8 protein-coding genes are annotated in these 12458 nt (G+C 35.9%); 7 read left to right on the top strand and 1 reads right to left on the bottom strand.

Annotation, left to right across the window (positions count from 1 at the left end; translation table 11 throughout):
- Nucleotides 1-267 precede the first annotated feature (267 nt).
- Nucleotides 268-750: an orange carotenoid protein N-terminal domain-containing protein gene (locus VB836_RS18885; RefSeq protein ID WP_323221538.1), complete on the bottom strand. Its 483-nt coding sequence runs from the start codon at nt 748-750 to the stop codon at nt 268-270.
- 1095 nt (nt 751-1845) lie between these two features.
- Here VB836_RS18885 and VB836_RS18880 point away from each other — a divergent pair.
- From VB836_RS18880 to VB836_RS18850, 7 genes are all read left to right on the top strand, one after another.
- Entirely contained in the window at nt 1846-2934 is a 1089-nt protein-coding gene (locus VB836_RS18880) for a calcium-binding protein (RefSeq protein ID WP_323221536.1), read from the top strand.
- A gap of 76 nt (nt 2935-3010) precedes the next feature.
- Nucleotides 3011-6016, top strand: a complete 3006-nt coding sequence (locus VB836_RS18875) for a tetratricopeptide repeat protein (RefSeq protein WP_323221534.1) — start codon at nt 3011-3013, stop codon at nt 6014-6016.
- Between the two features lie 30 nt (nt 6017-6046).
- Nucleotides 6047-7720, top strand: a complete 1674-nt coding sequence (locus VB836_RS18870; protein ID WP_323221532.1) for a tetratricopeptide repeat protein — start codon at nt 6047-6049, stop codon at nt 7718-7720.
- A gap of 6 nt (nt 7721-7726) precedes the next feature.
- Nucleotides 7727-8254 carry a tetratricopeptide repeat protein gene (locus tag VB836_RS18865; RefSeq protein ID WP_323221681.1) on the top strand — a complete coding sequence of 176 codons (528 nt, stop codon included), beginning with the start codon at nt 7727-7729 and terminating at the stop codon, nt 8252-8254.
- A gap of 137 nt (nt 8255-8391) precedes the next feature.
- On the top strand, nt 8392-9795 hold the full coding sequence (locus VB836_RS18860; RefSeq protein WP_323221530.1) for a tetratricopeptide repeat protein: 1404 nt from the start codon (nt 8392-8394) through the stop codon (nt 9793-9795).
- Between the two features lie 102 nt (nt 9796-9897).
- A complete protein-coding gene (locus VB836_RS18855; protein WP_323221528.1) occupies nt 9898-10569 on the top strand; it encodes an FkbM family methyltransferase in 672 nt (223 codons plus the stop codon).
- A 90-nt stretch (nt 10570-10659) separates the two neighbouring features.
- Complete coding sequence (locus tag VB836_RS18850) at nt 10660-12441, top strand: tetratricopeptide repeat protein (RefSeq protein ID WP_323221526.1); 1782 nt, start codon at nt 10660-10662, stop codon at nt 12439-12441.
- The last annotated feature ends 17 nt before the right edge of the window (nt 12442-12458 follow it).

Genomic DNA, 12458 nt, shown 5'->3' with positions numbered 1-12458 from the left:
TTTAAAAATAGTGACAAGTTTAAAGCTTTTGTAAAAATTTAGGTATGAATTAGACATTAATTAGGGTTGGGGTACTCAGTGCGCCCTATTTTGAGAGAGCCAAGTCGGATAACTTTGCGGCTTTCAGTTGGCAAGAATTGGACTATAAAAAATTCCCGGCTTCCACCAGAAACCAGGAACTTAAACCCGTAAATTATTGAATGCAAATTAGATAGCAGTCGATTCAGAGATCATCCTCTATCGGTTTAGAAAAGCGAGAACCATTGATTATATATTTCCCGGGGATGTTTGTTGAGAACCTGTCGGAGAAACAACCTGACGCAAGAAAGTAATTTGTTGTTCAAAATCTAAGGTTTCTAGGGCAGCTAATAGCGTTTCTGCTTTTTTGTCCAGCTTATAACCTTCGGGCATGGGAACAATTTCTCCGGTTTCCATTCCTTGGGCTAAACGATACCAGAATAACAGCTTTGTATTATCGCTTAAAGCACCATATTCACGGGAAATTTCATTGTTAGTTTGTTGTAAAATATCCCGTTGAATTTGTAATTGTTCCTCGTGAGAGACTTCTTTGACTTGATTGTATAATCCTTCTGCAATCGGCGGTGCAGCCGCACCCGGAGCAGCCGGAGTGATGGAACTTCCCATCTTTGTATAGATGAACCACAACAGCGCAAGTTGAGTATCAGTCCTTAAACCTTTAAACTCATTTAAGGCGGCGGTGATATCATTTGTGAGTTGAGAAAATGTCATACAATATTCTCCAAATTTTTATCGTAATTGTTGGAAAAATTCTCGGAAACCCCTATTTAAAAATGGCAATTTAACCAACTATTTACATATCTTAATAAAGAAAAACTCTCCGTTCATCCTCCTAGAGTAAGAAAGATAAATAAGGGAAACAAATGCTTACTCTAAAAACCATATAAAAACCGGATTAAATAAAATCATCCTCCTAAAGATAGATTTTTGAGAAGAGGGGTTGATGGGGAAGGAAAAATAAGAGGACGTGACAGGGCAACTCAAATCAGTTACCCTATAAAAAGAAAATGTGAAGGTTGAATTGTGCTATGCTGACTCTTTAAAGAGAATCCTAAATATTATCGAGTCCTTGATGCGATCGCCGACTTTGAACAAATGTCTTGGTGAGTCATTCGCTATGGGAAGGATACTGCTATCGAAGATGGGGTGCTTGTTTGGGTATCTGGAAAAGAAGCCGGAATTTATAGGATAGCAGAGATGATCGCCCAGCCTGAGAAGTTAGACAATATTCGCGATCGCAACGACTAGATCGATCAAAGCCTTTTAGGGATTAAACCGTAAACAATGATACAGTTAAGCGGCAAAATTTTCAGAAAAACTTTGACTGCGGGAACCATTAAAACAAGATCCCGTCTTCAAAGAGTTACTTGTAATTGGCATTCCCAACAGCAGGAATTTTCCAATCACACCTCAACAGTAGAAAGGAGTTCATCCAGTGTTAGAGTCATATGTTAAGAAGTTATTAAACTGTGATCATAAGTAACATAAATTAAAATTGATTTTGAACCTATGAATCCGGGGTAATAATCTCTAAAAGCCTTGCCCATCGGTAGATTGCCCGATACTCAATCTCAAATAATATAAGTTTTTTATTAATCTATAAATCGTCCGGATGAGAGAGATAAAACCTTGAGAATAGATATAGATATGGGTGACTGAAATCTAAGCAATAAAATTTTAGAAGATCAGGGGACTCAAATCAATTCTCCGATTAAACTTAGTAAATTGATCAGGGAACGGCTTACTGCATTAACGCTTTGGTTTAGCGCGTAACAGTGTGAATTTTGAAAGTTCCTAGAGTAAAATATGTCTCAAATTATTACAACCCCTCAAATCACCCCATTACCGGGCGGTGGCTTTTTGTTTCAAGGCGCGACGGAACAACCCAATAGTTTCCTGGGTTCAGATTTTGGTGATGATATCGCAGGAGGTAATCTTAATGATCTCCTGTTTGGCTTTGGTGCTGATGATAGTATCGAAGCCGGGGATGGAACAGATATCGTTCTCGGAAACCAAGGAAATGATCTCATTAGTGCAGGAAAAGATGAAGATCTCGTCTTTGGTGGTCAAGGTAACGATACGATTAGCGGTAATCAAGGAAATGATCAACTATTTGGGGATAAGGGAAATGACCTGATTTATGGCGGAGAGGGTAACGACACAGGTTTTGGTGGGGAAGGAGATGATACCCTGATTGATAATGAAGGTGACGATATCCTCGTCGGTAATCAGGGTAATGACTTCATCAGCAGTGGAGAAGGTAACGATGTTTTATCTGGTGGAGAAGGCAACGATACTCTAGTTGCAGGTAAAGGAAATGACCAGTTATTTGGCGATTTGGGTAATGATAGCCTCAGCGCCGGAGAGGGTGACGATACTGCTTTTGGTGGTGAAGGAAACGATACCATTGGTGGTGATACGGGAAATGACCTCTTATTTGGAAATCAGGGAGATGACATTCTCGTAGGTGGCACAGGAGATGACACGCTATACGGCGGTTTAGGTAAGGATATACTGGAGGGCGGAACAGGTAAGGATTTATTCATCGGAGGTCAGGGTAATGATACTCTAACTGGCGGTGAAGGTGCTGATACTTTTGCCTTCTCTTTCTTCGGTGCTGAAAATACAGATACACTGACAGATTTTGATCCCACTGAAGATATTATTCAACTGTCAAACACTGTCTTTAGTGCTTTAGATGGTACTATCGATCCGAGCAAATTTACTACAATTAATAACTTTGTTCCGGGCCAATCTTCAACTCAAGGTGCCAACTTGATCTACGATAAAAATCAGGGTTTATTGTACTACGTTAATGAGTTAGGTGTAGTCTCACCGATTGCTCAATTTGATAACAAAGCTAATCTTGGATTAGATGACTTTGAAATCATCTAATATCTCATGTTTTGACTTGCCACTTAGAGCTATTCTGCCTTGACGGATATTCACACATGAAGTCTTTCTAAACACTATGCGTCATCCTCCTGAAATCCTCGCTAAAATGGGTCTAAAATGCCACCAAAAGGGACAATTTGAAACAGCAGTTTATTATTACCAGCAAGCTCTGATTCAAAAACCACATTGGCCTGAAATTTACTATAATCAAGGTCTGGTTTTATATAAGCTAGAAGATTTACCTAGAGCGATTGAGAGCTACCAAAAAGCAATTGAACAAAATCCCAACTACCTGCAAGCTTATTATAATTTAGGGGTTGCTCTCCAACACAGTGGTCAAATTGATGCGGCAATTAATATTTACAAAAAAATGATTAATATTCCCGCCGAAAACAAAACAAAAAAAGCAGATTATTTTTTAGTTAATGCTTATAATAATTTAGGATACTTATTCGCTTCTACAAATCAGGTTAAGTCTGCTATTTATACATTAAAAGTTGCCCTTGATAAATTCAATAATGAATCAATCATACAAAATAACCTGGGTCAAATATTCTTGGAAATAGGTGAATTAAAACAAGCCATTTATCATTTTAAACAAGCAATTATGTTAGACTCAGAAAACTATATTTTTCATCAAAATATAGGTAAAGCGTTTCAACTTTTGAATCTTCATCAGGATGCAATTGAGAGTTTTAAACGTGCAATTCAGCTTCAACCGGATTCTATTTTTGCTGAGAGTAGCTTGGGAGAAAGCTTACTATTCGTGGGTGAGTTAAAGTCCGCGATCGCCTTTTGGAAATCCGCCGTTAAACAATCGGATTTTTTGATTGATTATTATTGTAGTTTTGCTCAATCTTTAATCGGCAAAGATGAATTAGAAAAGGCTATTATTGCTTGTGCGAATTTTTTAACTTCTTTGAAATTAGATACTGATTTTTCTCAGATAGTTGCATCTCTCAGTCAAACCTATATCAGTCTCGGGAATGTCTTAATTGCATCGGGAAAATATGCTCAAGCTGAGTTATATTATCACAAATCATTACAGATTTATCCTCAAGGGAATGAAGCTTCTTTAAACTTAAAACTCTGTTTAGAAAAACAAGCAAAATGGAATTCAGCTAAGATCATCAAACAATTGTTCTTAGTTGCCAATCAAGAATTCAAAGCCTTTCAAAAATCAATCGAAAATCATTCATCCATTCAAGTAGACAAAAACCTTAAAGTTTCCAATATCAAGGATGAATTTTCAAAGGGAACATCAAAACCATGTGAAGGCTTAAATTGTCAATCCTGTCTGAAGAAAATATTCAGTAAATTTCAGATTCAGTCCCTCAGTCAAGATGTGTATTTCTGTCAGTTTCCTGATACAATAGAAATCCAGAATGACCCGATTAAAGTCTCTAGATTTTTTCAGGGACGAGCTTGGGTAAGTCCTCAAAAAAATAGTTGGTTAGTTTGCGAACAGATCACGATTTGGAATTCAAAAAATAAAATCATTCCTGAACTTTCTCGCAGTTATCCAGGAAAACTTCCCTTCTGTGAAAAGACTCATAACGTTCAAGATTATAGTCTAATTCCAGATGAATTACCAAACCTAGAACTCATAGAAGGAACCGTTGCAGTTCTTTCGGGGTTATCAGGAAACGTTTACTTTCACTGGATGGTTGATATTTTACCTCGATTTGACATTTTACGAAATGGAGGATATTCTTGGGATCAGATAGATTGGTTTGTTGTAAATAGTATTCAGCAACCTTTTCAGCGAGAAACATTGGAAAGATTAGGGATTCCCCTGAGCAAAATTATTGAAAGTGATCGCTCTCCTTATATCGAAGCTGAAAAGTTAATTGTTCCCTCATTTCCCAGTCATCTAGGGTGGTTATCTTCTGAGGCGTTAGCCTTCCATCGCAGCCTATTTTTGACACCAAAAACCCAAAATCAATCTCACTCACCAACCCGTATTTATATCAGTCGTGAACGAGCCAGTTATCGTCACATTATTAATGAAGCCGAAGTCATGTCATGGCTGAGTCAATGGGGATTTGTTCGAGTCGAACTGGAGTCTTTGTCAGTCGAACAGCAAGTTACTCTATTTGCAAATGCTGAAATCATTGTATCGGCTCATGGCAGTGGTTTAACCAATATCATGTTTTGTTGTCCTGGAACAACAGTCATTGAACTGGTTTCGCCCCACTATATTCGGCATTATTACTGGGTGATTAGTCAGCAGCTAAAACTGCAACATTTTTACATAAAAGGCTCAGAGTTCGGCTGTTATCCCGTTCGACAGCTTATGTATCCCAACCCTTTAACTGAAGATATTCTGATTTCCTTAAAATCTCTTGAAAAAGTTATGAAAATAGCTGGCATTCTCCAATCTCAAACCCAGATATCCTTACCGTCTACCTCAAAACAGCCCATGTCTCTTAATCAAAAGATTTCTTACTCTATCCCACAAGTTACGACTTCAGGAATTGAACCCTCTACTCAATCGGGGTTATTTCTCAATAGCGAAGATCAGGACATTTATCTACACGGAGCCGAAGCCCTTTATACTCAGAAAAAATATCAACAGGCAGCGGCAGCTTGTCAGCGTGTAATCAGCATTACACCCAATGCGAAAGCTTATAAAATACTCGGGAATATACAACAAATTAAAGGTCAATTTGAAAAGGCTAAAGATTCTTATGCTAAAGCCATTCAGCTTCAGCCAGACTTTGCAGAAGTCTTCTGTAATTTAGGGACATTATATGCCCAAGAACAAGATTGGCAACCCGCAATTATTTGTTATCAAAGAGCGATTACGTTAGAACCAAAATTAGCGATTGCTTACCGCAATTTAGCAAGAGCTTGGACTCAATTAGGCAAGAAAGAAGAAGCCGCAGAATGTTGGTATCATGCTTATTCTATTAACCCCGGAGCCATTTCTTCAGAAGAACACTTGCAGCTAGCTAATATGTTGCTGAATATGGGATTAGTAGAACGGGCAATTGCTTCTTATTGTCATGCAATTCAATCTAATTCTTATTCTCAAGAGTCGTATAAAAAGCTAGGAAAAGCCCTGAAACGCCAGATGTAACTGAGTCAAACTGCACTGGATTATCAAAATATGATCGCTTTGAAAGCTTTAGGTTCTTTACCGGAACAAAAGCTAGAAGAAGGGGTTAAAAATGAAAATTCACTTTCAGTTAACCCCGCGAGAAAGTCTATCAAAGGCTTACGAGGTTTCTTGAATCATGTATTTTCAGCTTGGAGTTTTGAACCCGAACTTTCTTCCGCTTTTTTAGAGGCAACCTTGCCAACTAGAGGGAAAAATAATCACACCATTTTTACAGTTTCTTCATTGACAGAAGTTGACTCTGTTCCTCAGAATCAAGAGTTAAAATCAAGCCCATTGCATGATATGTCTAACCGAGCATTATCAGGAAATGAACTGAAATCGAGTCAATATTTAACTGGAGTTAAGGAACAAAGTTTAAGTTATCAAACTTCAGATAAATTAACGGTTAAACAGTATATTAAACAAGCTGAAGCCGCAGCCCAACTCGGCAATTTAACCGGGGCTATTGAGGCTTGTCAAGAAGCACTAAAAATTCAACCCAATACAGCAGTTGCTTATAAGATTTTAGGAGAAATTGAACAAGCTCTAGGTCATCGAGAATCTGCTCAAGGGTTGTATAAAAAAGCAATTGAGTTCGGATGGAAAGATGCCGAAATTTATCTCAACTTAGGAACCCTATGCGCTCAACAACAAAACTGGAAAGATTCAATTAAGTATTATCAGGAATCGATTAAGATTAATCCCAAATCTGCGGTTGTTTATCACAACTTATCTAAAGTGTGGAAACAGCTTAATAAACCTTTAGAAATGGCTGGATGTTTGTATGAAGCCTATAGCTTAGAACCCGAACGAGGAACCGCTAAAGAGCATTTGAATTTGGGAAATATTTTGCTGAAGCAAGATCAGATTACACCCGCGATCACTTGTTATAAACGAGCCATTCAGATGGACTCAAAATTAACAGCAGCCTATCAAAATATCAGCGAAGCGTTGAAGCGTCAAGGTAAGCGAGATGAGGCAGAATTCTATTTACAAAAACTAGAACAACTTCATCATCCAACGATTTCTATCAAAAAGGATAATCAACCTGGAAGCAATTTTCATCACTTGTTTAATACCCATAATGGTCATCGAAGTTCAGAGTTTGATAATATTACGCCTCTTCAACCAATTCCTCTCAATGGTTATTCCAATGGTCATCTGAAACTCGAGTCAAAACCCAGTAATATTACAACTTTACCTCAAACTTTAGAAAAGGTTGAGATTGTAGCAACAGAAAAATATAACAAGACTTATCAAAATGTTGATATCGATCTCAAAGAAGCTGAAGAATCCTTAAAAAATAAACAGTTTGAAAAAGCAATTAATGCTTGTCAAAGGGCAGTTAAAATCCAGCCCAATTCAGCAATCGCTTATAAACTATGGGGAAATGCTTTGCAATGTTTGGGTCGAGTTCAAGAAGCGAAAGAACAGTACAATCATGCTTTAGTTATCGATCCTAAGTTTGCAGAAGTTCATGCAAATTTAGGAAGTCTGTACGCCAAAGATCAACAATGGGATGCGGCGATTTCTTGCTATCAAAAAGCGATTCAGATTAAACCTAAATTAGCGTCTGCTTATCGCAACTTAGCGAAAGTTTGGAAACAGTTAGAAAAGTCTGAAGAATGGGCAAATTGTTGGTATCGTGCTTTAACTTTAGAACCTGAAGGAGTAACAGCATAAGAGTATATACAATTTGCTAACGCTCTGATAGAATTAGGAAAAGTAGACTGGACCGTGATTTGCTATAAAAAAGCAATTCAGTTAGATCCCCGTCAAGTCGAAGCCTATCTCAATTTAGGAGAAATCTTCATCTCTCAACAACAATTAGAAAATGCGATCGCGATCTATAATCAAGCCATTGAACATCATCCTCAAAAGCCAGAGTTTTACTGTAAATTAGGTCAAGTTTTAGTTCAACTTGAACGTTGGGAAGAAGCGATCACCGCATATAACCAAGCTCTCGCTCTTAACCCAAATTTAGCTTTAATCTATCATAATTTAGGAGAAGTTTTTGTTTCTAAAGCTCAGTTTGAACAGGCAATTGACTGCTATAAACAATTAATTCAGTTAGAACCTGACAACTGGGAAGCTTACCATAAACTGGGTGATCTCTTTCAAGAAATAGGTCAACTTGATGAAGCCGTTGAAGCGTATCATCAAGCCATTGAATTGACGGAAACTGAACCCTCATCAGTTAAGAATATTGAGGTTTAAGTCAAAAGTTAAAAAATCATCCGGATGAGGGAACATAGCTTTGTATAAATAAGCTATGACCCTTCTTCAAAAGTTCAGTATATCTTCAACGAACTTTCAACTTGTTTGCTGAATACTCTCTAAAAGTCATACTCAAAATGTCTAACCGAAATCAAGCTAAACTCGTTTCCTCTCTCACTCAAGCCGATCAAGGATCTCTCGTTTTGAGTCAACAGAGTAAAAAATCAAAAATAAATCCAGCTTTATCTCACTATAAACTAGGGCTTGTTTTAGCTAAAAAAGGTAAGTTAAAAGAGGCAATAACCGCTTATCGAAAAGCCATAAAAGTAGAGCCAATATTTGAAAATACTTACCACTCTTTAGGTGATGCTTTAGTAGAAATAGGAGAAAAAGAAGAGGCAATCGAGGTTTATAGAAAAGCCGTTGAACTCAAGCCAGAATTATGGGAAGTGTATCACAAGTTAGGTAATTTGTTGCAAGACACAGAGGAGTTTGAAGAGGCTGTTGTTGCTTATAACAAATCGATTGAATTAAAGCCTGATTTTTGCTGGTCTTATAATAACTTAGGAGATGTTTTAGTTATCTTAGAGAGACGGGAAGAGGCGGTTAATGCTTATCGTAAAGCTATTGAGCTTAATCCTGATTTTTGTTGGAGTCATTGTAAGTTAGGGGATGTGTTGGCTGAGTTGCAGGAGTCGGAAGAGGCGATTAAAGCTTATCGGAGTGCAATCCTATTAAAAGGAGATTTAGTCTGGTCTCACTATAATTTGGGTGAGATATTATCAAATTTAGAGCGATGGGAAGAAGCGATTATGTATTACCAAAAAGCCACAGAAATAAACCCATATTTTGCTCAAGCATATTACAGGTTAGGTAAGGCTTTGAGTCAAAAAAAAGACTATAAAGAAGCTATTAAAGCTTATTATAAAGCTGTTGAAATAGAACCCAACTTGTCTTCATATTATACCGATTTAGGTGATGCATTATTTAAGCTAGAGAAGTTTGACGAAGCAGTTATTGCCTACAATCAAGCAATCAGACTCCAGCCTAAAACTCAACCATTCATTTATCAAAAATTATATGAACTACTATATCAAAGACAAGCAATGAAAGACAAAAATCAATATTCTTTTCATTCAGTAGCCACTTTGGATGGCGAAGATAAATTTCAGGAATTATATAAAATACTTGATGAAGAAATATATGCATATAACTGTTTGATCAACCTAAACCCAAATATATCTTGGAGTTACCAGGGTCTAGGAGATTCTCTAAAAAACAGAGCATATTTAGATTTAAATAGAGCTTTTAAAAGCTACTATAAAGCTATTCAGCTTGATCCTAATGATATAGTAAGTTATCATAAAGCTTTAAGTGTCCAACCCAAAGATGTTGATCTATATATAGATCTCTTGGATACTTTGATTAAACAGAATCAACTGGATCAAGCAATAATTTTTTGTCAAATTGCTCTGCAGATAGAACCTAACAACTCTAAAGCTCAGTATAAACTGCAAAAATTATTGACTTTAGGTTACTAAAATAATTATAATTAAAGATGTAGATTGCAGACTAATTTAATGTTGATATACATCAACATTTGCCAACTTTACAAACCAAATTAGTAGTTGAATGGAGTTACTATGACTATAATTTTTTGGAATAAAATTGCTCTAATTAAAGAAGATACTCATAGAACAAAATGGATTCCACAGACAGGAAGATTAGACCATGATCAAGCTTTACTCAACTTAGTATTACCACATATACCACTTCATGGAACTGTTATAGATATTGGCGCAAATATTGGAGATCATACAATTGCTTACCTTAAGAAAGTTGGTTCAGAGGGTCATGTAGTAGCATTTGAACCTCATCCTGAAGTTTATGAGTGTCTGAAAATTAACGTTCCTGAAGCAGAATCTTATCCTTATGCAATATCTGATAAAGAAGAAACACTAAATCTAGTTCTAAGACCTAATACTGGAGAAAGTTATTGTACAACTACTAATCTTAACGAGTCAGTACCAATCAAAGCAGTGACCTTAGACTCTTTTAAATTTTCTTCAGTGGACTTAATTAAGATTGATGTAGAAGGCTATGAACTACAGACTCTTAAAGGAGCTAGACAAACTCTTATCAAGTGCAAACCCCGTATGGTCATTGAAATTAATGATAATGTTTTCAAAAGAACAGGAGGTAACAGACAAGACATATACACATTTTTAGAAGAGTTATCATATGATTTTAAACCCATACAGCCTGGTACTAAATTAAGTAGTGAAAGAATTGATTTACTTGCCATTCAAAAATAAATTAGATCCAGGTTATAGATTCAAAAAAACTGATAGTATTGACAGCATAAAAAGTTAATTTCTTCATAAAATATCGCAACAAAAAAGCTTATGAATTCTAATGATTTAATTTTAAAAGAAACTAGCATTACCTGTAGAACATATGTTGGTGATAAGGCATGGTTGCCCTATTTACTCCGAAGTATAGAGCGATTTGTACCCATTCGGAAAGAAGTAGTAATTGTGTATGAAAAGCAAGATAATTCCGAACTCGCTCCATTAATTCCGGAATGGGTTAAAGTTGTACGAGAGGACAAGTTTGCAGATGGAAGAATTCAGCAGAAGTATAGCAAGCTAACAGCAGATACATACTGTACAGGGAAATATATTATTCACATTGACACTGATAGTATTTTCTCTAGAAATTTACGAGAGGATTATATGTTTCGGAATGGAAAGCCTATTCTTGAGTATACCCCATATAAAACATTAATTGAATGGAGTCAGAAAACAGGTGGGGCTAATCCGATTTTATGGAAAGCTGGAACTGAAAATGCCGTAGGTAGAGCAGTAGAATATGAATTCAGTCGTAGACCTGAAAAAATTTATCCTCGAGAAATGTATAGTTCAGCTCGTCAATTAATTGAACGTAATCATGGTATGTCTTTCAAAGAATTTATGAAGCAGCAGTTCGGTGCTAAGTTTAAGGATGACCCAAAAGAGCGCATATACTTTTCTGATTTTAACTATATAGGTGCATATCTCTGGTATCATGAACATGATAAAATTCATTGGGTAAATACTGATATAGATGGATATTCTGTTAGGCCTAGCTTCATTTTACAAATGAACTCATATCGTATGCTTGACAGTAATAAAGAAGTCAAAGAAGAAGTCAAGAAGTTTTTAGAAACTGTACTTGAATCAGATGGAGAAACATCGTTTGAAAATCATCCGGACTTACATTATTGGCGGGATGGTAAGAAACTTCGTAATCTATCTAATACTTCAGATAAAGATTATAGTTCCCAGCAAGTCTGTCAGGTATCTCATATTAAATCAGACTCAATAATAGCCAACTATTTATCTGAAGCCTTAGAATTAAAAAGCAAAAATAAACTCAGTCAAGCATTATCAATATATACGAAAATTGTAGGAATAATGTCTCAAGAATTAATAGAAGCATACTTTTTATTGGGAAATTTTTATAAAAGTAGAGAGCAACTAGATCGGGCTTTAACTTACTATAATAAATGCTTGGAACTTAATCCTAGTTTAGCTGATGTATATTTCTACTCGGGAACAATTTACTATCAAAATAAACAATTATATAAAGCAATTATTCACTACAATAAATGCTTGGAGTTAAACCCAAATTTAGCGGATGCACATTTCTATTTAGGAACAATCTACTATAACCAGCAAAAACTAGATGAAGCAATTATTCACTATAATAAATGCTTGGAGTTAAATCCTAATTTAGCGGATGCATACTTTTATTTAGGAACAATCTACTATAACCAGCAAAAACTAGATAAAGCAGTTATCGACTATAAAAAATGCTTGGAGTTAAACCCAAACTTAGCAGATGTATACTTTTATTTAGGAAACTGTTATAAAAGTCAAAATCAGATCAAAGAAGCCATTTTTAACTATGAAAAGTGTGTTGAGTTAAATCCTAAATGTTTGGATGCTTATTTTTATCTAGGAAGTGTTTATTTTAGAGAAAATAAGCTGGAAAAATCTACGCTATATTATGAAAAATGCCTGGAAATAAATGCTAATATGTCTGATGCTTATTTCTATCTTGGAGAAATTTGTATAAAGCGTAGTCAAATAGAAAAGGCAATTGAATATCACAGAAAATACCGAGTTTTGAAAGGTATGGAATAAAATTCTTGTCGAAAGCT

The sequence above is a fragment of the Limnoraphis robusta BA-68 BA1 genome (assembly GCF_034932365.1).
Lineage (GTDB): Bacteria > Cyanobacteriota > Cyanobacteriia > Cyanobacteriales > Microcoleaceae > Capilliphycus > Capilliphycus robustus.
Note: the sequence above shows the minus strand (reverse complement) of the source record. Positions and strands in the feature narration are given on the sequence as shown.

Bases quoted from the DNA above. Each gene is read 5' to 3' on its own strand.
- VB836_RS18870 (WP_323221532.1), top strand. From the start codon at position 6,047: ATGATCGCTTTGAAAGCTTTAGGTTCTTTACCGGAACAAAAGCTAGAA.
- VB836_RS18855 (WP_323221528.1), top strand. From the start codon at position 9,898: ATGACTATAATTTTTTGGAATAAAATTGCTCTAATTAAAGAAGATACT.
- VB836_RS18860 (WP_323221530.1), top strand. From the start codon at position 8,392: ATGTCTAACCGAAATCAAGCTAAACTCGTTTCCTCTCTCACTCAAGCC.
- VB836_RS18850 (WP_323221526.1), top strand. From the start codon at position 10,660: ATGAATTCTAATGATTTAATTTTAAAAGAAACTAGCATTACCTGTAGA.
- VB836_RS18880 (WP_323221536.1), top strand. From the start codon at position 1,846: ATGTCTCAAATTATTACAACCCCTCAAATCACCCCATTACCGGGCGGT.
- VB836_RS18875 (WP_323221534.1), top strand. From the start codon at position 3,011: ATGCGTCATCCTCCTGAAATCCTCGCTAAAATGGGTCTAAAATGCCAC.
- VB836_RS18885 (WP_323221538.1), bottom strand. From the start codon at position 750: ATGACATTTTCTCAACTCACAAATGATATCACCGCCGCCTTAAATGAG.